Origin of the sequence: Stieleria magnilauensis, assembly GCA_007753675.1 — a bacterium.
Classification (GTDB): Bacteria; Planctomycetota; Planctomycetia; order Pirellulales; family Pirellulaceae; genus Stieleria; species Stieleria magnilauensis.
The window spans coordinates 4,803,970-4,829,801 of the sequence record CP036432.1 but is presented as its reverse complement, the minus strand read 5'-3'; the positions used below and the strand labels follow the sequence as shown (position 1 = coordinate 4,829,801).

The window sequence follows — 25,832 nt, the reverse complement described above, 5'->3', positions numbered from 1 at the left end:
ATGGAACGAATTCCGATTCAGAGACGCCGACGCTTTGTCTGGAAAACTTGGGGATGCGGGAAAACGCGGGTTCAACCTACTTCGTCGCAGGACGTTCACCCTTTGATTCGGCGGCGTATCCTCGCGATGCGTCCCAGAGCACGATCTTGTTCTCGCGCGGCGCGATGATCTTCTCGCCGTCCTCGCTCCAGTCGACCGCCCGCACTTCTCCGGACCCCACGGTTAACTTAAGCGTCCGTTGCAAACTGACAGGATCCCAGAGCAAAAGTGTCCCTCGGGCATCGATCGTCATCAGGCGACGATCACCCGGCCCCCACTTTAGCGCGTAGACCGTCTCAAATTGCTTGGGCAACTGAGCGATCTGGCGTAGGTCGGCCGCATCCAGGATTTTGATCAGGTTGTCAGTGGTGGAAACCGCCAGCTGTTTTCCTGAGCGACTCCAGGCGACATCGATGACCGAATCTTGCGGCTGATGCCACCGACGCGTCTGCTGAGTCTCAAAGTCCCACACCCGCAGCCCCGACCTGATTCCGCCGATTGCCAATTCTTTCGCATCGGGACGCCAGGCGAGCGACCAGATGCTGCCCGGTTCCCGTTCAATGGTCCTGGTGCATGGCTGCAAATTCGGATCGAAAATCGATACCGATCCGTCATCGCCACCGACCGCGATCCATTCTCCATCCGGGCTCCAGTCGACGGCACGGAGTGTGGCGTCAGGTCGGATCTCACGCGTCGGCCATTCGAACTTGGAATCCCAGACCCGAAGCAGTCCCGGATCGTAAACGGTGCCAACGCCGCCGACGATGGCCAACCGGCGGCCATCGGGTGCGAAATCGATCGCTTTCAATCGGCAGCGACCGTGCTTCGCCTCGGCAAGCACATGCCAATCGTTCGTGTCACGTAGGATCAATTCTCCGACATCCGACGCCAAAGCGACACGGTCCGCGTCGGGACTGAGTCCGCAATAACTCACCGGGTGCGTTGTCGCCGGTAACTCTCGACGACATACCGCAGCTTCAGGTCGCCAACATTTAATCGCCCCGTCCATGCCGGTCGAAAAAAGATGCTCGCCAGTGGAATCCCACTGGAGGTTGAAGACGTGACGCTCGTGTCCGTGGAGAGTGCGAAGCAGCGTTCCGGTTTCCGACTGCCAGATTCGCACCGTTCCATCCCAGGAAGCCGTCGCCACACGCTGCCCGCTCGGGTGCCAGGCCGCCGCGGCGGCCGCGTGGGTGTGCGCCGTCATCGTCGTCACGATCTGCTGACGATTCCAATCCCAGAGTCTCACGGCCCCGTCACGACCACAAACGATGATTTCGTTGGAGTTGGTCGGATGGAACTGTACTGCTCGCAGTTCGCCCCATGATTTGCTGGTTTCAAATCGTAATTGTTCCGCATCACGATCCCAGACCCTGGCCTGCTTCTTCGCCGGATATGCAAGCAGACGACTATCTTCGGACCAGTCGATTTGAAAAGTGAACTGGACGCTCCTGTTCAAGACGCCGGGCAATTCCTGGGCAACGTCGAACGTGTCGGCATCAAGCAGACAGTAATGGGGCACGGGGGCGGCGGAAGCGGGTGCCCTGCCGATTCTTGCCAGCCAGCGTCCATCAGGGCTCCACCGAAGTGCGTAAATCGTCAGCGGGCTTGGAGACAGATAGATCCGTTTCCATGTCGTGGTTTCGTAGACCGCGATCCCCGTCGAGCCGCCGACCGCGATGCGGTTCCTGGGACCGTCCCAGCTGACGCAATTCAACGGTCCTACGGGAGAATCAATTTGCCTGAGCACTTGACGAGATTGCAAATCCCAGATCAGTAATTGGGCGTCACGCCCCGCCGACGCCAACTGCTGTTGCGGACCGAGCGCCAGCGCATGGACTTCGCTGTCGTGTCCGTCAAGGATGAAATCATGCTGGTTGCAAAACGCTTGGATGTAAAACCATTCCCATCCCCGTTGGTCGGGGCGATGGTCTGTCGGCCGCCATTGGTCAAGCAGTTCCTGGGCACGCGCAAATCCACGGTGCTGATCCATTGAATTGGCGGCATTGATCATGCTCGCCGAATAGAGACTTCGGCTCGTGCGTTCCGATTCTCGTTCCGCTGTTTGGCGAGCGTTCTCGGCGTCGATGGTCGCTTGCCGGGATTGATCGAGGGCACCTTCAAGCTCGTGCAACAGTTGTTCGTTCGCATTGGAGACCGACCGCGCCTGCTGGAACAACCGCCGCTGTTGCTCCTCCTGATCAAAATAGTAGATGGCCGCACCGCTGCTGGCCAAAGCGATCAGCAGCAACAGCGAGGCGACCGCGGCGAGCGACGCGGCGAGACCACGATTCTGTCTTGCCCATCGGCCGCAACGCTCGCCGAGCGTCGCACGACGGGCAAGAATCGGCTCATCGTTGAGAAACCGACGCAAATCTTCCCGCATCTTGCCGGCCGAGGCATACCGGTCTTCCGGTCTGCATTCCATCGCCTTCTCGATGATGGTTGCCAGATCTCTGGGGACTTGTCGGTTGACGCGGGACACGGGCAACGGTCGTCCCGACGTCACCTGCTTGACCAGCTCTCGGCGATCCACCGCATCGAAAGCCGGGACCAAGGTTGCCATTTCGTAGAGTGTGATGCCCAACGAATAAACATCACTCCGGCCATCCGACCGGCCACTGAACGCCTCCGGCGGCATGTACCGAATCGTGCCCAGAATATCTCCCGAACGAGTCAATTTCCCATCGTCGTCATCAGCCTTGGCCAGTCCAAAATCGGTGATCCAAACATCGTTGTGATGGTCCAGGAGCAGGTTGCTCGGTTTGATGTCGCGGTGGGTGACGCCCTGCGTGTGGGCGTAATGGAGCGCATCACTGACCTGAAGTCCGATCCGCGCGACATTCCGCCAATACGGATCAATCGAGGAACCGGTACTTGAGCCGGTTCCACCCTGTGATCCCGATCTCGCTACCGCGGCCCCGGACGAGTGCGAGCTCGGATTCTGGTCGGTCTGCTCCGACTCCTCGCCGCCACCGACGTGTTCCCATATCGAACGGTGGCCGATCTCGTCGGCCGATCGCCGTCCGATCGACTTCAGCTGATCGAGCACGTCGTCGAGCCCTTGGCCGACGATCAACTGCATCACGTAGTAGTGAACCCCCTCAGCCTGACCGACACCAAAAACGGGAACGATGTTCGTGTGGTGGAGACGTGCTGCCGCCTTGGCCTCACGCTCAAATCTTGTTCGTTGAGTCCCGCTCCAGGACGATTGCCGCGGCATCACCTTGATCGCGACGCGACGGCCGAGTGAAATTTGTTCGGCCTCGTAAACGATACCCATTCCCCCGCGACCGATCTGACGAATGATCTGGTAGTCGCCCAGTCTCCGATCGACCATCGATTCGTCCGCTGCGGGAAGGTGGTCGGAATCTTCCTCCTCGTCGGAGAGCTTGACCTGTTCCATCACTGCCAGCGTGGGAAGCAAGTCGCGAAGTTCATCGGCAAACTCAGGGTGCTTGCTGACCAGCGTTTCAATGCCGGGGGCGCAACCGGCGCGACAATCACGGAGGAACTCGTCCGCGATTCGACCGATCAACTCATCCCGCTGGTCAACTTCGCTCATTTCGAAAACACCTCCAATCCGCCCGGAAACTGCTCCAGCGATTTCCGCAGACGGCGGACCGCACGCAGGTAACGGCCGTAAGCCGCCGTCGGGCTGATCCCCAGAATCTGTGCCACTTCGCCATTGGTCAGTTCTTCGAAATGACGCATCACCAACAACTCTCGGGCTCCGGGTTCCAGTTCGTTAATCGCATCCTGCACTCGCTGCCTCAACTCGACTCGCATCGCGGCCTGGCTGGCCGTCGTGAGCCGTCCCAACAGACGTTCGGCAAGTGTGATCGATTCCACGGATGGTAACTTGCCCCGGTGCAGTGAAATCTCTCGTCCCACATCGCGGGCCTGGGCACCCAAATGAAAGCGGTGGAGATCGACCAGCGTCTGCCCCGTTTCCAAGCGTAACCAGAGGAAGAACGGCAACTCCGGATGCTTCAAATACTTCGGAAGCTTTTTTTGGATTGTCAGAAACGTATCCTGTAGCACGTCGACCGGGTCGACCCTCCGCTGCAGACGCCGGTCCAAACGCAGGCGGATCATCACCAACAGCCGCTCACGGTGAGCGTCGAACAGCTGACCAACGGCCTCCTGATCGCCGCCGGCCGCAGCATCGAACAACGATTCGTGTTCCTGATCCGCTGCCATCATCCAATTCGATCGAACGACAGGGTGGTGCTCAATGGTGAAGTCTTTATCACTAGGCCGATGGCGAACAGCAGTATCAGCACCATCGTCGACCTAAAGCCGAAACGCAGCCAACTCCGCGTTCGCGCCCGCGGTAAGCCATGTTTTTCAGTGACCATTGCGCATTTCTCCTGGTAGCACGAATCTGTCGGTGCCATCATCTTACCTAGACGCCTACGCAGGTGAACAACTTTGGTCTCGAGACATTATTAAAATCGCCGCAAGGAGCAGCGATTGTATAACGGCAGCGTTTGGCAACCCATTTAGATTCTCTCCCTCTGGGAGAGACGGCGTTTGCGCAGCAAGCAAACGCCAGAGAGGGATCATGCTGCGAACAGAGTTGGTCAAAAAATGGGTTGGTCAAAAAATGAGCTGGGCGTGAATTCGTCCCCGAGCAAGGCTCTTCTGTTTTGACCACCAAAATTTTTAAACCCAAGACCTCCCCATCTGGTACCGCGAAAGTCATCCGGAGGCAACACCCAACACGCGCTGCTCGTCTCCAAGTTCACGCTGCGAGGATGGGGCGACTCTGAATAAGAAGCAGAATCGATTTGGCAGAATGATGGGGTGGCAGAATGATGGGGTGGCAGAATGATGGTGGCAGAATGATGGTGGCAGAATGATGGTGGCAGAATGATGGTGGCAGAATGATGGGAGTACCCTCGCGGGTGATTTCCCGTCGGTCCACACAACATCATTCTGCCCCGAATCATTCTGCCATCCTTCTCTTCCGTCTACCTAAACCCACAAATCGCGATCGAGATTCCGATAATTGATCGCTTCGGCGAGATGGTTCTCGTTCAAATCGGCGTCACCGGCGACGTCGGCGATGGTTCGGCAGACGCGTAAGATTTTGTCGTGGGCGCGGGCGGAAAGCCCCATCTCTTCGACGCTGTGTCGCAAAATTTGTTGACACGACTTGTCCAGTCTGCAGTGCTCCCGGACTTGGCGGCTGGTCATTTGGGCGTTGTAACGCACGCCCGACGGTCCGTCGGCAAAGCGTTCGGCTTGAACACGCCGAGCCCGTTCAACATCTGCACGCATCGCTTGGCTGGATGTCCCGGCGACCGACGAGGACGAGAGTTCTTCAAACGGTACCGAAGGGACTTCGATGTGTATGTCGATTCGGTCCATCAACGGCCCCGAGATTCGACTCATGTATTTTTCGACTTGTGGCGGCGTACAATTGCAATTGCGTCGGGGATCGCTGCGGTAGCCGCAGGGACACGGGTTGGCCGCCGCGATCAGCATGAAATCCGCCGGGAACGTGGTGCTGCGGAGGGCGCGGGAGATCGTGACGATGCCGTCTTCGAGCGGTTGACGCATCACTTCGAGTGTCTTGCGGTTGAACTCGGGCAATTCGTCCAGGAACAAGATCCCGTTGTGGGCTTTGCTGATTTCGCCGGGCGACGGAGGGCTTCCGCCGCCGACCAGTCCGGCATCGCTGATTGTGTGATGGGGTGAACGGAACGGACGCCGGGCGAGCAACGGCTGACCCGCCGGCAGCTGACCGAGCGCACTGTAAATCCGAGTCGTCTCGATCGATTCGGGGGCACTCAGTTGTGGCAAAACTGTTGGCACGCGTTTGGCCAACATCGTCTTTCCCGAACCGGGCGGGCCGATCATGATCAGGTTGTGCCGCCCCGCGGCGGCGAGTGTGACCGCGCGTTTGGCTGCTTCTTGGCCGCGGACGTCGCCGAAGTCGACATCGTAGGCACTGTACTCTTCGAACAGCTGTTCCAGACGACTCGGTGCCGGCGCGATGTCGATCTCCCCGGCGAAAAACGCGACGGCTTGCGAAAGACTCTCCACCGGGATCACTTCCAACCCCTCCACGACCGCCGCTTCGCCCGCGTTTTCGGCCGGCAACACGATCCCACGCAGGCCCTCGTTCTTGGCCGCTTCGATCGCGATCGACAGTCCTCCCTTGACCGGACGGGTGTGCCCTTCGAGAGCCAACTCGCCGATGATCGCGTAATGGTCCAACCGGTCTGGGATCAACTGCCCGCTGCCGGCCAGCACTCCGAGGGCGACCGGCAAGTCGAACGACGCCGCCTGCTTGGGCAAATCACCGGGGAGCAAGTTTCCAGTGCCAAACACTGCGAAAGACGTTGTATAGGCGGTTTGAATGGGCGGAAATATCACCGATTTACGGGCAACCGTGGGCGGAATCGGTGCGAAAGGCGGCAGCGACACGAAAGGCGAACGCCAAGAAACGGCGGGAAGGTTGACATACCCCCCACAAGCCGTTAGATTCGCAACTCAATACTTACTACACGCGGATTGTGCGGGCAGGCGATATGAGTGATTCAGCAGCAAGTGAGATTAGGGCTTTATCCGAGAACCTCCGGGCCGAGTCAACGGATAGCCGTCATTTGGTTCGGACGGAGGACATTGGAATCACCAATGACTCTACGCTCTACGACATCGTAGCCGCTACCGGCCAGGCTTTGAATGGTGTCGAGCGAGACGGCTACGTGACGTCCAGTCGCATCTACACCTTTGCTGCCGAATTGATGCCTGGGCGAACCGACCGTGAGAATATTCGGGAACGAATTATTGCGAGGCGAGGCGAATGTTCGATAATTTTCCGAGTACGCAGAACTGGACGCGAGGGTGTTAAAGATTTGACTCCCGCTGTTGCAAGGGAAGGTCGGTACTTTCGATCATTGGTTTGGAGAATTAGAGACCCGGAAGACAGCGATATAAACGCCAATTCCGAAGTTCCAGAGCCGCCCGACGATTTTTTTGGGGCTTACTGAACAATCGCAGTGGCTAGCTTTCACGGCGAATGGTTCTCACTTGTCTGGCCCGATTATCAGATTCACAGCAGCTTGAACGCTCTCGATTTTCTCGGACTCGCTTTTCTTATTTTCGGCGAGACGTTCAGCCCACGCTCCGCCCGGATGAAGCCGAACCGTCAACTTTCCCGGATACCCGAATCAAGCTTATCGACAACAACGGGGCGGTTTGTGTTGCGGTGATTCCGCAAACCATCGCGGGCGTCGAATCAGTCGTTTCCGGTGTTTCGGAATGGTTTGAATCGTTTGACCGCACGTGTCAACAACTTGCATAGAACCAAGTCGGTTGACGGTTGCGAACAAACCGCTACGATAACCCATCTTGGGATAACCGCACGCAAAGGAAAAGGGCGTTGTTGTGGCAAAACGGAAGAAACTAAAGCTAGATTCAATCCATCACGGGGACACTCTCGAATATCTGCGGACGCTACCAGATTCAAGCGTCGATCTAGTCGTTTCATCCCCGCCGTACAACATTGGGAAAGAGTACGAATCGAAAACCGCTCTTTCGATTTACATGGACGGGCAACGCGAGGTATTGACCGAGTGTGTCCGAGTCTTGAAAGATACAGGGTCGATTTTCTGGCAAGTCGGCTCTTACTCGGACAAGGGGATCTTGATCCCTTTGGACATTCGGTTCTTTCCCGTTCTTGAAGACTTGGGAATGAAGCCTAGAAACCGAATCATTTGGGTTCGCCAACATGGGTTACACGGTAAACGTAAATTCTCAGCCCGGCACGAAACCATTCTTTGGTTCACCAAGTCAGACGATTATCTATTCAATCTTGACGCAATTCGCGTCCCTCAGAAGTGGCAGAACAAGAAACACTATCGCGACGATGATCGAAAGGGTGAATTGTCATGCAATCCCGACGGAAAGAATCCGGCTGATATTTGGATCTTCCGTAACGTGAAGCACAACCACGAAGAACAGACTATCCACCCTTGCCAATTCCCCGAAGACCTAATTGCACGAATCGTTCTTTCAACAACGCGTAAAGGCGAAGTTGTGCTTGACCCATATATGGGAACCGGAACGGTTGCCGTTGTGGCTCGCGACTACGGACGAAATTTCATCGGGGCGGAATTGGACGATCGATACATTGAAGTCTCGAAACGCAGGCTATCCGGTCAGCCAGACAAGAACGGTTGTTTTCCGAATCTGAAAACGCTTCGTGATTACGTAGAGCAAACCGGGGAACCCGCTGATAAGTATCGTTTCGATGTCCAAGTCGGCAAGAAAGCGACGGACAGAACGAAATCGAAAATCTATTCCGAGCAGCACCACCTAGAAGAACTCGAAACGCGACTATCGTATGAAGAAGCTTCGTTTGCTGCTGATCTTCGTGGCGAAGAACGCCCCGTTGATGAAGGTTTGAACGGCAAAAAGCGAAAGAAAAGCGAAGTGAAAACGCTTTTCTGATTCATTCGAGGACGTTCAAACGCCATTTGCCGTTGGTGGTGTGACCATCCAAGACTTGGCACCGTTTCTGTTCTTCCGTCTCAATCGTTCGGGAGTAGCGTTTCGCTGAATACTTGCCGTAAACGCAAGGAACCACGCTATTGACTTCGGAAAACAGCCCGACCACGCGGACGGGTACGTCGAAAATTTTATGGTTATCAAGCCCAGCAAGTTGCGTAATCGCTTGTTCATAATAGAGCGTGCTATTCGATGCTGGAAATCTTCCGGCTTTTGTTACGACAATCAGCATTTCTAGCTTGCCGGACGTGAACGCGGCACCGGTGCGAAAGAACAACTCAGAACGAATGACATTGTTCAAGAGGAACGGGTAATTGGAAAATTGAACCTCCAAGACCACACCATCACGCGTCAAATCGACGTCGATTCCAAGAAACCGAAGTTCGGCTGGAACCGGGATGTTCGTTTTCCAACCTTGCTTCGATAGATGATGTTTTATGTACTGGTTGGTTCCAACGGGGTTGAATATGTGCGTACCTACTTTGCCTTTCTGATCGGACGCTTTCAAATGTAGAGGCATCGCGGTTAGCACGCTGTGAAGTTCTAACCACTCATCGGCGTACTTCTCACTCAACAACTCACCCGCACCGTTAAAGTCCGTCCATTCAATGTCCATTCCGTGCGTGCCCTTTTAACTGCTTCAATAGCTCGAAAGGGTCTATGCCGATCGCGTCCGCGATCTCCAAGAATTCGACAACGTCGATCCGACGTTCCGCACGCTCATACTTCGAAACGAATGATTGCGGACGCTGCAATCGATCAGCCAATTCAACTTGCGTTAAGTTGGCGGATAGGCGAGCGTCAACAAGCAGTTTTCGAAAGTAGTCGTAACGTTCGGTGAACGTTGATTTCGTCATCCGTGGCAATCCCCGAAACAGCGAACCATAAACCTGTTCTGGGATTAACCCAAAACGGGTTTGCGTCGCAATAGAGAAAGCCTACGGCTTGCAAACCTTGCACGGTTCGTAGGCGGACGTCACACGGCTAACCGGAATCGGTTTTCCGTTTTCGCCAAGATACCGGCAGCCCTCCCGGTGATACTTCGTCCCGCTACCGGTCACGTAGACGACAGCGTCAGATTCCCGCGTTGACGCGACGTTAGCCGGTAACGCCGTTTCGATCCGTTGACCGTTCCGATAGTCCCACGGGGCGACACGGCGGGCGTCTTGCCAGATTCCTAAACGGTTCGCCCTCGCTTCGTTCTGGGCGGTCGCTAGTCGCGTGTCTTGGTTGTACTTGACGTAATGCCAAGCCAAACCCGACGCGACCAATTCACGGTTTAGCCAACGGTCACCAACGTAAAGATGGGCGAGCGTTCGCCCGTACCGATCGTTTCCCGATGCAACAACGCGGACGGCTTCGCCTTCCGTCGCGTCCGCTAGCCACTGCGTTGACTCGCTCCCGAACCGTTGGGCTTTCTCTGGGGCGTCTATGCCCTCTAAACGGATGGTTAATTCTGTCCCGCCCGCTTGCGTTAGCTTGACCGTGTCCCCATCCATCACACGCGAGACGGTGCCGACGTTGCCCGGTAGCGGTGTGGTTGGTGCTGGGCAACCGCAAACGAGCAAGGCGATAAAGAGGATTGAATTTCTCACGGCGAAATTTGATTGATTGCGTTTCGGTTCGGTTCCATCGGCACTTGTGGAGCGGGCAACGTTTCTTACCCCCTCCCCGCTCCACATATTGGTACGCTTTCAGAGATAGCGATTAATCAGTCAACTCATTCGATTTCAGGAACGATAATGGCAAATCCGCCGAAACTCGCTGACGCACTTAGCGGGACACGTCTTACTTTTGATCATGGGTCGATTCTGTTCACAGCGAAGCGGGACAAGGGTCGCATTCGGATCGAAGTTGACTTAGTCAATTCGCGGAACATTCGAACTAACGTCAAATCGGACTTGTCTGCCCTACACCAATCGTATCTCAACGACCATCCCGAAGTCTTGTCTGACGGTGCTAGGGGTTCCTTCGGGCCCGCGACTTGCTGCTTTCATGTCTTGCCCATGCACGCAAATGAGTGGCTACGACGACTCTTTGAGGTGGTTGCCGACGAATCAAATCTCGAACCAGCATCGTCCATTGAGGATATGATCAAGCGATCGCTCGGGCACTAATTTCCGAGTTTGCGAGACAGCATAGGGCCGCCAGTATATCCCGCACCACCCGTATCATCCTCGCAAGTGTCACACCCCCACCCACCCCTACGACCGGTCCCGCCGTCTCTTTCTCTACTATCAGTAGAACTGGACAACCAGCACGACCCGCAACAGCGGTGCAACCAGTAACACCCGTGCAACCAGTGGAACGGGCACAGTCGGCACAGCCCGCAGAACCGCTGCAACCGGCACAGCCAAACCCGAAGTGTACATTTAGGGTTGCGGCGAAATCACCCCGGAAATCACGGCTATTTCCCGCAAAAACGCGACAACATTTATCGTACGTTTAGGGTATACTCTTTGTGTACAACTAAAGAGGAACAACATGAACGCAATTTACATTCGAGTATCGACGACCGGACAGAACGAAGCCGGTCAACTTTCCGAGATTCAAAAGTGGCTCGACGGGCACGGGATGGAAGCAACCGTTTACGTCGACCGGTCAACGGGAGACAACTTGCAGCGGGACGGATTCAAGCGGTTACAGTCCGATATCTTCGCTGGCAAGATCAAGTGCGTCATCGTCTACAAGCTGGACCGTCTAAGCCGTTCGTTGGCTGACGGTATCAATACGCTAACGGACTGGTTGCAACGTGGCGTCCGTGTCGTGTCAATCACTCAACAACTTGATTTCAGCGGTGCCGCTGGAAAGTTGATTGCATCGGTTCTGTTTGCTGTTGCCGAAATGGAGCAAGAGACGCGACGCGAGCGACAGGCCGCCGGTATCGCTGTTGCCAAGAAAGAGGGCAAGTATTCCGGTCGGAAGTCTGGAACGACGAAAGAGAAGCCCACGCGGGCCAGACGGCTACGCGAACAAGGGTTGACGTACAAAGAGATTGCAAACGCAATGAGCGTTTCAACGCAGACTGTACGGCGTTATCTGGGCGTCATCTAATGGCCCGCATCAAAGTTTCGCGGTCATCAATCGACGTCGACCGATACCGTTAAAACCCCGTCCCGCGTCGGCTTGAAGTCAGAGCGGAACAATCGATCAAGATTCATTGCGACCATTCGAACGGTGCCCGGATGGTATCCCGATTTGTCAAACCGTTTCCAGCTATTCGCCCGCTGCCGAATGAACAAACGCCAACGGGATTGGCAGACCAATAGCGGCATCGGTTCAAACCACGCGTTGAACAAGTCAACGGGCTTGACCGGCTCGATTGCCATATAGTGTGACAAAAACCCGTCCCAATCGTCGGCAATGATTGCCTGACATTGTTCGGGCCGATTCTTGCCTACGATCGGCTTGGCTGACGCGTTGCAAGTTAAGCAAGCCTTGACCCGCCAATCGTTGGGCGAGAACCACTCTCCGCAATCAACGCAACGCTTGATGCCATATCGACCGCGTCCCCTGCAATTGCGAACGCACCGCGTTTGATCGGATCGACGCGGTATGAATTGGTCCCCGCAGTCTTGGCAAGTTGATAGTTCGCCTTGGTGGCCGACAATCGCGAGCAATTCCGCATCCGGTGACTTTTTGAAGACGTGTCTTTGACGTTTCGAAAGATCAGCAAACACAACACCACTCCAAGGGGAACGTGTTTGCGACGAATGCCGAGTGGTTGGCTATCGCTGATTTGCTTTGGGGATGAAAGCTGACAATTGCTTTCGATTCGTCGGTTTTGCTGTCGACAATTTGGATACGCCAATCGGGGAAATTGACTTTCGCTTTCGGCCCGTACAATTCGCGTGCCTTCGCATCGTAAGCCTTTGCGGCTTGGACTTCGTCAGAAAACCTACCGAGATTTCGGCTGACGCCCCGGGAATCGCGAATAGCGGCTTTCCACTTGCCTCGCCCCATTTCCCAGCAAACGCCGATGAAATCCGATACACCTCGCTTACGCTTTCCACGGCTATTCTCTTGGGCACTTACCGCAGACAAGTTGAATGAAAGGTTGTTCAATCCACAACCATCGGCATGGTCAACTTGTTCAGGGCATTGAATCCCGCGAATCCGCATCACTTCTCGGTGCAGTGACCGAGTAGTACGCTTGCCGTCTATCTCAACTTTGCGAGTTGCGTACGTTGTGTGTTTTTGGACGTGAGGATGCCACTTGACCGAACCGATCGTATCGGCAAGATCAGCGTCAACGTACGTGTAGAGTCCGGGGTATTTTCTTGATGAAAGAGGAATCTTTGCGATTCGCATATTCAGAATCTCCGCAAGGTTTGACAAGTAAAACACCGCCTGTCGAGTACCTGCCAACTCGACAGACGGCTACCCGGGATCAATCGGGATTTCGATCGACAGCTACGCTGTCGTGTGCTGTTTGATAAGTGAATAGAGCGTTGGTGTGGTCAATGTCCGTTCGATCGACCAACCCCGTTTTAGGCGGCCGCGTATCGTATTGGGATTAACGTGAAGGTGCTTTGCCCACTCGATTACGCTTTTCGTTTCGTTGTTCAATGTCAATTGCATGTTGCCTCCCTTGGACGTTGCGGCGTCCGTGCCGCATCACCACCCAACCTCTGGAAGATTGCCCGCACCCTCGTTTCCAAGGGCACGGGACCACACCATACGCGTAGACGTGCGAAAATCTGTTGCGTGGTGATGTTCGGGAATCGCCCGACACGACGGGCGATTCCAACCGCGAGTCTCAGTTCACGCGGTCAATGAAAGATCGCTGCGACCGGGTCGATACCGGACGCAAGACGTGTTGCAACGTCCGTCGTTCGCTGTCCTGTCTTTGCTGCCCACTTGGAAGCGGGCATTTCGATTGCACCGATACGGACGCTAGTTGCTCTTGTGGCACGATTGGTGCGGGACACACCAAACACGGCTTGAGGGTGCGGGAGTCCCTGCCGTAATCGTGTTCGGACGTGTGACGGTCTGATTTTGAAGTGACGGCACCACCAACTAAGTGATTTGGTCCAATTGCCGATTGTGATTTCAGGCCCCATAGATTGCCGCCCTCCCGGTCTTACCGCGTCGCAATCGCGTGACGATCGTTTGACGTGGGACGCCTGCAATCTTCGACCATTCGGACAAAGTCAACTCGCGACCGTCCACGGTTACCGTGATTGCCTTGGCTTTCCTTCGGTCTCGCGTGTTCAAGATTTCGTCATCCGATAAGCCTTGCTTCATACGTTCGTGTAGCGTGTTGTAAGGCACGTTCAACACACGCGACCAGTCAGCCAAGAAAAGCGTTTTGGTCACGCCGTCGGGCGTCTCAGCGGTTATGGGGAACGGTCGTTGTCGATTCTTCATGTTGCCTCTCTGGTTGTTATCAATAGCCGTAGTTCTTTCTTCGCAAGTTGTGTTTCTTGATCAGTTCATCGCGGTGTTGGAAGTATTCCGCGTCTGAACAATTGACGGGGTCCGGTAGCTGCGGTTTGGATTGTTCCACAACTTCACGGACAGCAAAGCGGACGGCTTGTTCCGCCGGTTCGCTCAATCCACGTTCCGACAACTGCTCTTGAAGAAAGCGATTCTCAGCACGAAGGATTGCGTTTTGTTCCTCAATCGTTGGTTGGCTGTCGGCTTGCGGTTTTTCTGTCTCTTGTGGGATTTCGTTTGACATGGTGTTTCTCTTGTTGGGTTGAATGGTCAAGAATTCGTCGATGGCTGAAACAAGCCCTCGTCACCCTTAATAGGTGCGGCGGAGTCAAGCAAAATCCGAGATATCTTTGAATTTCTCTGAATTAGGGTTCGGAGAGTGCAGAATGCACCAGAATTTCCGAACCGACAAACGCCAACCAGACTTGGTCACTATTATTATGTGCGGCTGAGTCAAGCAAATTCCGAGAATTCCCGGAAACTTTCTGAGTGCCAATCCAGGTTGTGCAGGCAACGCTTAATTCTCTGCCCGCACCGATCGGGCCGGTCGTGACGGCGGGTTCCGATTGGGATGAATCTGCGGGCGTCACAATCAGAATGATCGTCACCCGCTCCGATCGTTCCGATTGTCCGGCGTTCTGATTGGGTCGATTGTGACGGCAAGTGCCGATTGTGCTGATGGTTCGGGCCGGATGACCGTCACAATCTGCTAGGGTTCGGGTTGTACCGATAGTGCGTGTTGCAACGGTGCTATTGTCTGGGCCGAATGTCTGGGAGTTGAGGATTTTGCGGGCGGCCGTAGCGGGCGGGCTGCCATTTTGGCAGCAATGCCTACCACCCAATGGAGCTACACCCGGTCCCGATAGACCCCAAGTGATGAGATTGGTTTTTGGCTGCGAGTGGTACCCTCTCGACTTTCGAGCGGTTGCGAGTGGGGTACCCACTCGAAGACCGAATTTGGCGATTCCGGTGAAAACCACCTAAATGAAGGCACATTTACGGACCCTGAAAATAACGCCCGCGTTACTCAAACCCCAAAACCAATACATATACCTTTAACAACTTATAAAGATCAAAGTGGTATATGTATTTTTTGAGTGTTAGAGTTGTGACTCATTTTCGGGCACAAATCGAGAAATACGCCGCGAAACACGGGAAAACAGGTGTTTTAAGCGTGCCTTCACCTTCATCCTCACCCTTGCCGTCTATCGGGACCGGGTTGGCGATCTCCTGAGACGCTCTCTAGCGCCCTTCGGCGTAAGGGTGACTCCCCGTTCACGTTTCCGATCGAACGAGCACACAGGCGACGCTAGGCCCCTTGGTGGCGATACGGGCACCCTGGGAGGTCTGGGCAATTTGGCAGGCCGTCCCGCACCGCTCGAATCGGTCGCTATCGTCTGACGCCGGTCTGCGGGTGCGAACTATGGTTTAGGTGGACCATTCCAGACCCAACACGACCGCGTATTATGATTGCCGCCTACATTCGCGTTTCCTCCGACAAGCAGGACGTTCAACGTCAACGCCAATCCATCACGGATTGGGCAGTCCGCACCGATAGCACCATTGGGCATTGGTTCGAAGACTCGGAAGGGAAGAACCCACGCGACCAAGCAGCGAAACGCCCGGAATTTCAGAAGCTATTGAAGGCGGTCGAATCTGGACTAATTCGACAAATAATTGTCGATTCACAAGATCGGTTCGGTACGAAAGACGTTTACCAATTTGGTCAATTCGTAACTTTGCTGAGAGAAAATAACTGTGAATTGTGGTCAGTATCCCAGGGCAATTTGACTGCCGACGATGACGCAACGATTTTGACCAACACTATCGGAGCGTTGACCAGTACCCGGGAACAAAAGGAAAAGGCAACGCGAAGCGTCGGCGGTTTGGTCAAGACCGCGAAAGCGGGACTGTATCCGGGCGGTGTCGCTCCCTACGGCTTGGACGTTGTTTGCTTCGCGAACGGTTCCGAAAAGTGGCGTGTTCGATGGCATAGCCAAACAGAGCGAACGCGAATCTATCCCGACGGTCGGAAAGAGCAATTCAACGGACGCGGCAACATGCCAGCGTCAGACCCGACGGACGAACTACGATTTCGTCCGGGTTGTGAAAAACGTCTTGGCGTTATCCGTCAGATATTCGGTTGGTACGCCACCGAAGATATCTCACCGCACAAAATCGCAACGCGTTTGAACGATGCGGGAATCGTCAACGCGTACAACAACAATTGGAACAAGGTAGGCGTTCGGTCGCTCTTGGCGAATCCGGTCTATGTCGGGTTACCTGCATGGAACAAACGCGGACGCCCTCGCTTCAAGGAATACGTTAACGGACAGATACAAGACGTGACCGACAAGAAAACGCGTCGGCGTGACCCGTCCGAATTTGTGCAACCCGATAGCGTTGAATTCGAACCGATCGTAACCGGTGACGTGTGGGACAAGGTCCAAGAGAAGCTATCCGCGTCAAGTCAGAAAGCAAAGCGACCGTCACAAGTGGCGAATCTTTGGTTAAAGCGTTTTTTGGTTTGTGGTGGTTGCGGTAAACCGATGGTTGCGTGTGCCCCTCAAGGGCGGACTACCTACGGTTCCTACATCTGCGGAAACTACAACACGTTCGGCAAAGAGAATCCAACCGGTTGTCGTTGCCATCGCGTCAAGCATTCAGTGTTAGAGGCACTGGTTGAAAAGTATCTTGAGGAAGTGGACCCGCAGCTAGTGGAACTAGCCGAACCGCCAGAGAACACGGTTAGGAAATTCGCGGGCGAAGAATTCAACAAGGCATACGCGGAGCAAATGAAACTATGGGCACGGATGACGGACTACGTGCCGGACGATTGGGTCCAACACGTTAGCGGTGACGCGTGGACAGCATGGCTCAACATTCACGAAGCCTACGAACCGCCAAACCTTGACGCTGAGATTGACGCGAAGGAACAAGAGCTAGACGCGATGCTATCGGGCTTCGCTCGATTGTCTCCCGCGTTGCAAGACCGGGCCAACGCCAAGATGGAAGGATTGCAAACGCAAATCGAAGCGTTGAAAGCGGAAGCGGAAGACCTAGCGATTCCCTACCGCGAGGTTGCGGGAGAAGTTGCGGCACGTCAAAAGGCTTTGCGGCACGCTCTGACGATTGCAAACGACGAAGGGCCAGCTAGGGCGGAAGCGTTGCGGGGTGTTGTCGATAGCATCGTCGTGAACTTTCGATACACCGCCAAGAAATCATTCTTAGATTGTGTCGAAATCTTCCCGGTTGCGGGCGAGAAACTGTGTTTGGCACTAGAAGGTTCGCCGGGGCCAAATTGATCACGACGCGGTCGTGTGGCCGGGTGAAGCCGCTGTTGACGATTGCCCGTTCGACGCGGTGGGTGGATTCTTTGACGGCCGTGTCGGGCAATCCGACGAGAATCGTTTTCGGCATCGCGGCTGGGGAGATGTCGACTTCGACGTCGACCGGCATCGCCTCGATGCCCAACAAAGTAAACGTCTTCAGTCGTGCCAGCATTGCGTCCCCCCCCCGATTAGCTCGTCATGATCGCGGAAGTATCGACGATTGACAGGGGTTCATGCAACGGGTGGTGATGCAATGCCCCTCGGATCCCGTGGAATCCAGCGGCTCATCCATGGATGTCGCCGGAAGGAGGGCAGAATGATGCGGGGCAAAATGATGGAGACGGGCGATGGGTTCTGGCCGATTCTCAGCGGGGGTTGCGGAAGGAGTGTCAGAAAAATGGAGGGCAGGAAAAAGACGCTCGGAGATGGGAGACAGGAAACTGGTTGACAAGAAAATGGAGCCAACCAGGGACACGGAAATGACCACTTGTCGCCGTGCCGCTCTGTCGCTCATCAGCTAGTTGTTGGGCTTTGGCCGTGCGGACCTGATATCGGACAACTGAAGATCCAAATCAAGTTTTACGTCCCAGTGGCCGGTGCGTCCGACCAACTTGGCCTGGCAGATGGAGTGGATTTGGCTGTATCCCAAATCGTTCAACCGACGGTAGATTTGAAGGGCGTCGGAATGCCCCAAATGCCCAATCACCTTTCCGGCGATTTCGACGCGCATCGCATGCGGAGCACGATTCTCAGTGTCCGACACAAGCGTCACATCGGTCCGATATTCGTAGAGATGACGTTCGCCCTCCTTGCGACGCCATTCGTTCGACGTCGCCTTCCAATACACGTCCAAACTCTTGGTCGATAACGCTGTCACGTTGACGTCGAACACTTCCTGCCCCCACAGTCGGTCAGTCAAGGTGGAGGGCAGTTCTTGCTTGGCCACGAGACGTTTTAAGAATTTCAACGGGAGGGCTCCTCTTCTCTTCGGCTGGACTTAGATGAGTGAAGGATAACCGCGGCGCATTGCCATCGCAGCGCCGCGCGGGTACGGAAGATGCAAGAAATGTTTGGGGGGCATTCGATTGGTGCTGGCCGATGCCCAACGGAAGCTGCTAAACGATTGGCAGAGAAATAGCGGGCAGAAAATTGGGGCTCGGAGAGGGGAGACAGGAAAATAGTTGACAGGAAAATGGAGCAAACCTGGGCAGCTGCTTTCCCTCAACCCTGCCGTTGTCGCTGTGGCTACTGCGCCGCCTCCAATTGCTCAATCTTGCTCATGGTGACCAGGGGATAGACATGGTGTCGGTATTGGCCATCCTCGCCTCGCACCAGTACGACTGCCGTCATGGAGCCGACGGTGACCATTTCTCGACTCAGAATATCGGCGGTGTCACCGCTGTTCAGGGTAATGCGAATCGGCCCCTGCCTCATCCGGTCGTTTCGTTCTTCTCGGTCCATGCATCACTAAGATGCTAGGGGACGGCGATCTCTCATTTGCTTAATCCAGTTGTAACCCCAGACGAAACGCGGTCCATTGATCTCCGTTTTCCTAACGTCCAGGACCACAGGACGTGCCATTGGACGCCGTCGGGCGGCGGATATCCGCGGGGGGGAACGGCCGTTATACTCGCAGCCCCGGTTTCGTCGAGATTTTCGTACGGTTTGGTGCCTCCCGTGAACGTGAAACGTGAGTTTTTGTTCGTTGTCCTCGCCGTGCGAATGGGGGTAATCGACACCGAGCGTCTCGAGGAATTGGCCCGACAACTGGAGGAGAGTTCCGGCCAGCGGTTGATTGAGATGTTGCGTGAACAGTCGATTCTGACGGCAGAGCAGCAAGCAGACATCGAGCGTGAAATCGATCGACTCCTGCTCGCCGATTCCACTTCGGTTGGCAAAGACACGGCGGTCCCTTCCAAGACGCAACGGGGAAGTCACGAGGAAACGATCGATACTCCTTCGCCGGGCACGATGGGGGAATCTGACGATGCGACTCGGTCCTCCGAGGGAGCCATCGGCGAGGGAGGCGACGAGTCGGATTTGTTCGAAACGCTCGAATCGCGGCCCCGCACCCGCAACCGTTACCGGTTGACGCGAGAACATGGGCGCGGTGGCCTGGGATGTGTCTGGCTGGCACGCGATTCGATCCTTAACCGGGAAGTCGCACTCAAAGAGGTCTTGCCCGGCAAGCGTCAGACAAAGAATCGATACAAGAAGCTGATTCGCGAAGCTCAGATCACCGGCCAGCTCGAGCATCCGAACATTGTTCCGGTCTACGAACTTTCGCCCAATCAGGAAGACCAGCCGTTTTACACCATGCGTTTCTTGCGTGGCAAAACACTCGGCGACCACCTGCGGAGCGCCAACCGTCGTCGGCCGCCCGCGGAAATCGATGCGATGGAGTTGCGGACTTTGCTGGGCATCTTTGTGTCGATTTGCCATGGGATCGGCTACGCGCACTCCCGCCGCATCATTCACCGCGACCTCAAACCCAGCAACATCATGTTGGGCGACTTCGGTGAAGTGATTGTGGTCGATTGGGGATTGGCCAAGAAGCTTGATGAAGCACCCCGAGAAGACGTGGACATGGACGCGGTTGTGTTTGACGACGAACACTCCGTTAGCTTCACGCGAGAAGGACAAGCGTTGGGAACACCCGCCTACATGTCGCCCGAGCAAGCTTCCGGTCGGGTGAGTTTGAACGACGAGTTGACGGACATTTATGGGTTAGGGGCGATCCTGTTCGCGATGCTGACCGGAAAATCGCCGCACGAAACGACTCGCCCAGCCGACACCAAAGACACCGCCCACGACTTGTTGCGTCGCATTCGTGTGTTCCCCACGCCGACGGTCCGTTCGGTCGTTCCGACGGCGCCCCGGGCTCTCGATGCGATCTGCGCCAAAGCGATGGCTCGATCGCGAAATGAACGCTACCAGTCAGCCGAAGCACTTGCCGGCGACATCCAACGTTGGCTGGCCGATGAACCGGTTTCGGCTTATCAAGACACGGCACTCGAGAAAGCGTCGCGGTGGTTTCGCCATCATCGAACCTTGAGCCTTGCGATGGCAGGCGTCTTGCTGGTCGCGTCCGTGGCCGGTTTCGCGATCGCTGCGGTCACAACGAACGCCAAAAATCATGTCGCCGAGTCGTTGCGAAAAGAACAACAAGCACTTGTGCTGGCGACCGAGTCCTTGAACGCAGAGCAAGCCGCAAAAAGACTCGCGCTGCAACAATTTCGCCGTGCCCAAGATGCGATCGACCGCTCGTTGTCAGGCGTGAGCGAGGTGCTGGCTGTCTTTCCGGCCACCAGCGCGGTGCGGGCTGGCCTATTGCAGTCCGCGGCAGAGGATTACGAAGAGCTACTAAAAATCGATGGAGACGATCCGCAACTGCGTCGCGAAGCGGCACGCACGCGGATCCGATTGGCTGACCTGCGCCGGACGATGCACGAACATGATGCAGCCGACGGGCATTATCAGATTGCCGAGCAAAACCTGGAGCTGCTGAAACAACAACATCCCGAGGACACGAGCTGGAACATCGACCTGGCAAATGTTTGGGTTCGTCGAGCGCTCCTCTCCATGTCGATCGGCGACGCCGAGAAAGCCGAACAGTACTTCCAGCAAGCCGTCAGCGCCTTCGATCAACCGCATTCCGATCCGGATTTGCAACGCAACGCCCAGATCGATCTTGCCGGTGCCCGGTACAATTACGCCGAACTGTTGGTGCAGGTCGATCGAATCGGTGAAGCGGCGGAGATGTTCGCCGCCGCGGAAGCAGGCTTTGCTCGGATCCGTGACGAAGCACCGGACGACCTTCGTGCTCGCGAAGGGCTGGCGATGTGCGGCCGCGAAGTCGCACAACTCTTGCAAGTCACCGGTGACGATCAACAAGCCGCCGAGCGACTACGCCACGCGGAATCCGAGTTCAAGCGTCTGATCGCCCAAGCCCCCGAGCAAATCTCCTATCGAGAAGGCTTGGCGCTCACCCGCGTGCTGCTGGGGAATTCATTGCGGTTGTCGGGCGACGATGACGGGCCGCTCGACGCCTATCAGTCGTCGGTGGAGGATTACCTTGTCCTGCTCAATCAGCGTCCGGGGATGCCCAAGTATCGGCAAAGTGTGGCCACAGGGCGGGTGAACATCGCCCAGATGCTTCACCTTTCCTCTCGCAGTCGCGATGCGAAAGTTCATTTGGACCAAGCGGTGTCAGAACTCATCTCGCTGTCGCAGACCTATCCCCAAGTCGCGGTCTATCGCGAAGCCAAAGCGCAGTGTTTGGTGATGTTGGCGATGGTTTTGAGAGATCTCAATGAGCACGGCATGGCGGAAACGGCGTTCAACGGCGGGATCGAAGAATTCACCTGGCTGAGCGAAGACTTCCCCGATCTGATTCGATATCGGGGTGACGTTGCGATCAGTCGCATGGGACTGGCCAAGACGAAGAGCTTGCAAGGCAAAACGGCAGAAGCACACGCGCTACTGAGTGAGGTCATCGACGAGTTGACGGCTGTCGTCGACGCCGGCACAACCCAGGTGCGTTACCGCGACGCCCTCGCGTGGTGTCATTTTTATCTTGCCGAACTGCTTGCCAGCGAAGACAAACTGATCGCGGCGTTGCCTCATTATCGACAATCGCTTCGTCTCCGTGAGCAGTTGCCCGATTCGCCCAAGTACCGACGGGCGTTGATCCGCGTGCTGACGGAGTGCTCGGCCGAGCAGATTCGCGACCCCCAACGTGCCATCCAATTGGCCCGTGAGCTTCGTGATCAAGACGAACTGAATCCCGATTTCCGTTATTCATTGGCCGTCGCGTATCTGGCCGATGGCGACGGCAACCAGGCGTTGGACGAGGCCGAAGCGGCGGTGCAGTTGCGAATCCAGCCGTCTCCCTTCGACTTGTTTGTGCTCGCCATCGCGCTGCAACAGACCGCCAACTCGGAAAGGGCATCGGTAACGCTTGGCAAAGCCATCGAATTGATGGAGTCACAGTGCCCGGGGCGCATCGAGTTGTTGACGCTGCGTCGACGCGCCGAACAAGCGATCACCGGTCCCGACGACCAAGCCGCGCCGCCGCGCTGAGGTAATCGGTGCGCTGAGGTCAGCGTCGTTCAGATGAAGGCGCGGCAAAACGTGGTGCGGAAAGTACATGGGTGCCCCTTTTTTTCGCGGCACACTTAACCAAAGAGTTGACGGAACACAAGTATTAGATGTCAGCTCAATTATCGGGTAGTGGACGAGGCGACGAGTCCTCCGCAGTGGACGAGGCGACGAGTCCTCCGCAGTGGGCGTATTGGCAGAGGCCTCGTCGCCTCGTCCACTACCGTCTACCCGAAACGCAAGGTGACACGGAGTACTCGAGAGGCGACCCTGGCCGGCGAAATGAACACCGCGATTAACCGTTCGACCTCTCCTCGCTCCGCTCGACCCTCCTGCCAGGACGGTGACGTCAATAGGTCGCCCCGCCAGCGTCTTGCAACGTCTCGCCGGACCGGAGTGCTAGCAACTGCGAATCCAGGCAAGCTAGCACGTTAAAATCGATTGCACGGGAAAGAGTCGCATTTGGTGTTCCCCAGGCCGAAGATGAGGGATAAGCGTCCTAACCGTTACCACCGTACGCGGCGGGCAGCGGTTTGACAGCGAACACCGTGCGTGACTTGCCGACTCATCTCGAAGAAACCTGATGCCGAGACAACGTATTTTCTGCCGCAATTGGATTGCCTCAGGTTTGTTCCAACTGCCTTTTACCGATGTCGGGGCGATCGTCCTTGCCGTTGCCACGGTGATTGCAGGCAACGCCGCGGTGGCAGGACCGCCGCGTTCGGCGACTGCGCCTCAAGAGCAACGAGGGGAGCTTGTCGACGTGATCGTGGGTGAGATCGGTGACGCAGATACGAATGCGTCTGGGGCGACCCCCGCTTTCTCCGACCACACGATCGAACCAGCCGACGCGGCGGACGCTCTGGTTGACCAGGTTCTGTTTCAAGTCGACCAGACGACTCCGTTGGTCCCCGCGCCCCAGACCTTTGAAAGTCCGATCGGGTTGACGCCCCAGGCGAGGGAATTCGCCGACACGATTCTTGCCTCGCGCGACACCAGTTTGCTTTCCTCACGCAGACGTCGCTACTCGCGTTCGCGGTCGGATGTCGTGTTCGGATCCGAAGCCAAGTTCCGAGTCTCCACGGACGCGGGCAACCTGCTTGGAAAGTCGATCACGGCACCGGGCGTCCAGGCCAAGAGTCGGTCTCCAATCATCACCGACACCAAGGTGCACGGCAGCACGGTCGGTCAGCTGATTGCCTCGGGATCCTATTGGTTTCCCGCCCGACAGGATTTGGACACCGTCTTGAACAAAATTGATTCACGCATTCTGGAGGACGTGATCATCATCAAGGGTCCGTTCGCGGCTCGCTACGGTCCCGGATTTGATTTCATCGACTTTCAAGTGATGCAGTCACCGCGCTATGAAAACGGATTCGAGTCTCACGGCAGTTCGACGGCCGAATACAAAAGTAATGGCGAACAATGGTACGGCCGTCAGTCCGTTTGGGGAGGCAACCAAGATTACGGATTCCGCATCGGCTACGGCAAACGTTCGGGAAGCGATTACCACGACGGAAACGGCGATGAATATCTATCCAGTTATCAATCACAAGACGTCGACATCGCGTTCGGATGCGACCTGACACCGTATCGGCACCTGGAAGTCAGCTACATCTGGTTGGAACTCAACGACGTCGAGGTGCCGACGCAACTGTTGGATATCGGCCACCTGCGGACTCACGGGATCGACGCCAATTACGTGGTGGAGGATTCCGGAATCTTCGACGTTCTGACATTCAATACCTGGTACAACGAAACCAGCTTGAACGGGAACGCCAACTCGGAGGCCAAGCGTGAGGCGATCCCGTTCTTGGGGACGAACATCGGTCCAATCCGATCCAACGCCCGCAACATGTCCACCGGCTACTCGCTCTCGGGCGATTGGATTTCCGAGGACAGCGTGACGACCGTGGGAAGCGACCTGCGCTATTTGACTCAGGAAGTGAATCAGTTCTCGGAACTGCCGCTTCTATCTCCGCCGTTTATCAACGGCAACGACGCATCGGCGGAGGTGAATGGTCCTGTGCCCGAAGCGTATTGGGCCAACCCGGGGGTGTTCATGGAACGTATTCGCCGCGTGACGGATCGATTGACCGTCAGTGTCGGCGGCCGTGTTGACGTTGTCGAGACGAATGCGAAAACCGTCGTCGACCAAGTGGGTGGATTGTCTGGTCCATTGGTTCTGAATGGGCCCAACGGAGAATTTCCGTTCGTTTACAACCCCAACGGTGACCCCGTCAACGTGATTGACCCAGGCACCGGCAATGTCCTGACGTTTCCGGGCGTGCAGGCGGAATTGGACGACTTGTTATTGGGCGACTTTGACCGTTCGTTCGGGCTGGGATCCGTTTACGTCGACGCCGATTACCAGCTCAATTCGGATTGGACCACCGGCATCGGGTTCGGTTATGGCATGCGTGCACCGACGATGACGGAACTGTATTCGTTCCAACACATCTCGACGATCTTTCCCCAGCAAACGTTCTCTATCTTGTTCGGCAATCCGAATCTCGAGCCGGAACGCCGCTATCAGCTCAACGCGTCGTTGGCGACCGACAAGGGCTGGTATCGCGCTCGGGTCAATGGTTTCGCCGCTTGGATTGAAAACTACATCACCTTCGATGCATTGTCTCCCGATTTCTATGCCTTTCAAACCGTCAACACGGATCTGGCAACGCTGGTCGGCTTTGACTTCGACGGCGAAATGGATTTGACCAAGCGAACGAACGGGTTTGTGACGGCGTCTTACACCCAGGGGCGGGATCGGACACGGACGTCGAATGCGGCCGCCAGTGCCTTTGATCCTCCGGGATCAGAATTGCGCAGTTTGTTGGCCGGCACGGAAAGTGAAGCGCTGCCGAACATGTTGCCCCTGCAATCTCGCGTCGGAATCCGCTTGAACAACGGTTGCGACCAGCATTCTCCATGGGGCCTGGAAATCTCCGCCTTGTTTGTCGCCGGTCAAAGTCTCGTCGCCCACTCGCTCGGCGAGGTTCGCACGCCTGGATACAGCATCTTTGACCTGCGTGGCTACTGGCGTCCGACGAGCTCGGTCACGCTGCACGCGGGCGTGGAGAATTTTGGAGACAATCAGTACCGGACCCACCTCGATCCCGCCGGTCGAGAGCTGACGTTCCTGCCAGGATTGCCAGCGAACACTGCAACCTCGATTGGCAGTGTGTCGCAACCCGGTGCGAACTTCTATCTCGCAACCGAGTTCACGTATTAGTGCTCTGTCAACGTTTAAACGTTGGATGTCTGCCCCGAATGACACCGGCATGAGTGTTGGTGTGCAGGCTTTAGCCGCTTACTGTCGCTGCGTAGCAGCGACCCGGGAATCGCCTAAAGGCTAAACACCAACGTGCGCTGGTGTGCAGGCTTTAGCCGCTCACTGTC

At 56.1% G+C, this 25,832-nt stretch carries 16 protein-coding genes and 1 pseudogene; 5 read left to right on the top strand and 12 right to left on the bottom strand.

All coding sequences use genetic code 11. From position 1 onward, the window contains the following. Window positions 1-76: 76 nt before the first annotated feature. The 3 genes from TBK1r_RS17000 to TBK1r_RS16990 form a co-directional block, all read right to left on the bottom strand. Window positions 77-3,604: a protein kinase domain-containing protein gene (locus tag TBK1r_RS17000; RefSeq protein ID WP_145213002.1), complete on the bottom strand. Its 3,528-nt coding sequence runs from the start codon at window positions 3,602-3,604 to the stop codon at window positions 77-79. Next, window positions 3,601-4,245, bottom strand: a complete 645-nt coding sequence (locus tag TBK1r_RS16995) for an RNA polymerase sigma factor (protein WP_419581435.1) — start codon at window positions 4,243-4,245, stop codon at window positions 3,601-3,603. Before TBK1r_RS16995 ends, TBK1r_RS17000 begins: the two co-directional genes overlap by 4 nt. 774 nt (window positions 4,246-5,019) lie before the next feature. Then, complete coding sequence (locus tag TBK1r_RS16990; RefSeq protein ID WP_419581434.1) at window positions 5,020-6,381, bottom strand: YifB family Mg chelatase-like AAA ATPase; 1,362 nt, start codon at window positions 6,379-6,381, stop codon at window positions 5,020-5,022. Window positions 6,382-7,440: 1,059 nt separating this feature from the next. Between TBK1r_RS16990 and TBK1r_RS16985 the strand changes: the two genes are divergently transcribed. Beyond that, window positions 7,441-8,505 carry a DNA-methyltransferase gene (locus TBK1r_RS16985; RefSeq protein ID WP_145212998.1) on the top strand — a complete coding sequence of 355 codons (1,065 nt, stop codon included), beginning with the start codon at window positions 7,441-7,443 and terminating at the stop codon, window positions 8,503-8,505. A 1-nt stretch (window position 8,506) separates the two neighbouring features. Here TBK1r_RS16985 and TBK1r_RS16980 read toward each other — a convergent pair whose 3' ends face one another. From TBK1r_RS16980 to TBK1r_RS16970, 3 genes are all read right to left on the bottom strand, one after another. Further along, entirely contained in the window at window positions 8,507-9,178 is a 672-nt protein-coding gene (locus tag TBK1r_RS16980) for a BglII/BstYI family type II restriction endonuclease (RefSeq protein ID WP_145212995.1), read from the bottom strand. Next, window positions 9,168-9,419 carry a helix-turn-helix domain-containing protein gene (locus tag TBK1r_RS16975; RefSeq protein ID WP_145212992.1) on the bottom strand — a complete coding sequence of 84 codons (252 nt, stop codon included), beginning with the start codon at window positions 9,417-9,419 and terminating at the stop codon, window positions 9,168-9,170. Before TBK1r_RS16975 ends, TBK1r_RS16980 begins: the two co-directional genes overlap by 11 nt. An 81-nt stretch (window positions 9,420-9,500) precedes the next feature. Continuing rightward, window positions 9,501-10,157, bottom strand: a complete 657-nt coding sequence (locus TBK1r_RS16970; protein ID WP_419581433.1) for a thermonuclease family protein — start codon at window positions 10,155-10,157, stop codon at window positions 9,501-9,503. 889 nt (window positions 10,158-11,046) lie between these two features. On the opposite strand from TBK1r_RS16970, the gene TBK1r_RS16965 reads away from it, so the two are divergent. Next, window positions 11,047-11,616, top strand: coding sequence for a recombinase family protein (locus TBK1r_RS16965; RefSeq protein WP_145212989.1), 570 nt, complete (start codon window positions 11,047-11,049; stop codon window positions 11,614-11,616). Between the two features lie 26 nt (window positions 11,617-11,642). Here the strand turns inward: TBK1r_RS16965 and TBK1r_RS16960 are convergent, their stop codons facing one another. The 3 genes from TBK1r_RS16960 to TBK1r_RS16950 form a co-directional block, all read right to left on the bottom strand. Next, window positions 11,643-11,903, bottom strand: coding sequence for a hypothetical protein (locus TBK1r_RS16960; RefSeq protein ID WP_145212986.1), 261 nt, complete (start codon window positions 11,901-11,903; stop codon window positions 11,643-11,645). Between the two features lie 1,711 nt (window positions 11,904-13,614). Next, entirely contained in the window at window positions 13,615-13,932 is a 318-nt protein-coding gene (locus TBK1r_RS16955; protein ID WP_145212983.1) for a hypothetical protein, read from the bottom strand. A gap of 19 nt (window positions 13,933-13,951) precedes the next feature. Beyond that, window positions 13,952-14,245: a hypothetical protein gene (locus TBK1r_RS16950; RefSeq protein ID WP_145212980.1), complete on the bottom strand. Its 294-nt coding sequence runs from the start codon at window positions 14,243-14,245 to the stop codon at window positions 13,952-13,954. A gap of 1,222 nt (window positions 14,246-15,467) precedes the next feature. Between TBK1r_RS16950 and TBK1r_RS38605 the strand changes: the two are divergent. Next, a pseudogene (locus TBK1r_RS38605) lies at window positions 15,468-16,685 on the top strand (recombinase family protein); the annotation flags it as partial. A gap of 469 nt (window positions 16,686-17,154) precedes the next feature. Here TBK1r_RS38605 and TBK1r_RS39450 read toward each other — a convergent pair. The 3 genes from TBK1r_RS39450 to TBK1r_RS16920 form a co-directional block, all read right to left on the bottom strand. Continuing rightward, window positions 17,155-17,421, bottom strand: a complete 267-nt coding sequence (locus TBK1r_RS39450) for a magnesium chelatase domain-containing protein (protein ID WP_473772521.1) — start codon at window positions 17,419-17,421, stop codon at window positions 17,155-17,157. 429 nt (window positions 17,422-17,850) lie between these two features. Beyond that, the gene (locus TBK1r_RS16925; RefSeq protein WP_145212977.1) at window positions 17,851-18,300 is read right to left on the bottom strand and encodes a hypothetical protein; all 450 of its coding nucleotides are present in this window, start codon (window positions 18,298-18,300) and stop codon (window positions 17,851-17,853) included. Window positions 18,301-18,578: 278 nt separating this feature from the next. Next, the gene (locus TBK1r_RS16920) at window positions 18,579-18,794 is read right to left on the bottom strand and encodes a hypothetical protein (protein WP_145212974.1); all 216 of its coding nucleotides are present in this window, start codon (window positions 18,792-18,794) and stop codon (window positions 18,579-18,581) included. Between the two features lie 216 nt (window positions 18,795-19,010). On the opposite strand from TBK1r_RS16920, the gene TBK1r_RS16915 reads away from it, so the two are divergent. Together TBK1r_RS16915 and TBK1r_RS16910 are read left to right on the top strand one after the other, a co-directional pair. Next, a complete protein-coding gene (locus tag TBK1r_RS16915) occupies window positions 19,011-22,415 on the top strand; it encodes a serine/threonine-protein kinase (RefSeq protein ID WP_145212970.1) in 3,405 nt (1,134 codons plus the stop codon). Between the two features lie 646 nt (window positions 22,416-23,061). Then, on the top strand, window positions 23,062-25,665 hold the full coding sequence (locus tag TBK1r_RS16910) for a TonB-dependent receptor domain-containing protein (RefSeq protein ID WP_419581431.1): 2,604 nt from the start codon (window positions 23,062-23,064) through the stop codon (window positions 25,663-25,665). Window positions 25,666-25,832: the final 167 nt, after the last annotated feature.

Bases quoted from the DNA above. Each gene is read 5' to 3' on its own strand.
- TBK1r_RS17000 (WP_145213002.1), bottom strand. From the start codon at position 3,604: ATGAGCGAAGTTGACCAGCGGGATGAGTTGATCGGTCGAATCGCGGAC.
- TBK1r_RS16995 (WP_419581435.1), bottom strand. From the start codon at position 4,245: ATGATGGCAGCGGATCAGGAACACGAATCGTTGTTCGATGCTGCGGCC.
- TBK1r_RS16980 (WP_145212995.1), bottom strand. From the start codon at position 9,178: ATGGACATTGAATGGACGGACTTTAACGGTGCGGGTGAGTTGTTGAGT.
- TBK1r_RS16975 (WP_145212992.1), bottom strand. From the start codon at position 9,419: ATGACGAAATCAACGTTCACCGAACGTTACGACTACTTTCGAAAACTG.
- TBK1r_RS16965 (WP_145212989.1), top strand. From the start codon at position 11,047: ATGAACGCAATTTACATTCGAGTATCGACGACCGGACAGAACGAAGCC.
- TBK1r_RS16955 (WP_145212983.1), bottom strand. From the start codon at position 13,932: ATGAAGAATCGACAACGACCGTTCCCCATAACCGCTGAGACGCCCGAC.
- TBK1r_RS16950 (WP_145212980.1), bottom strand. From the start codon at position 14,245: ATGTCAAACGAAATCCCACAAGAGACAGAAAAACCGCAAGCCGACAGC.
- TBK1r_RS39450 (WP_473772521.1), bottom strand. From the start codon at position 17,421: ATGCCGAAAACGATTCTCGTCGGATTGCCCGACACGGCCGTCAAAGAA.
- TBK1r_RS16920 (WP_145212974.1), bottom strand. From the start codon at position 18,794: ATGGACCGAGAAGAACGAAACGACCGGATGAGGCAGGGGCCGATTCGC.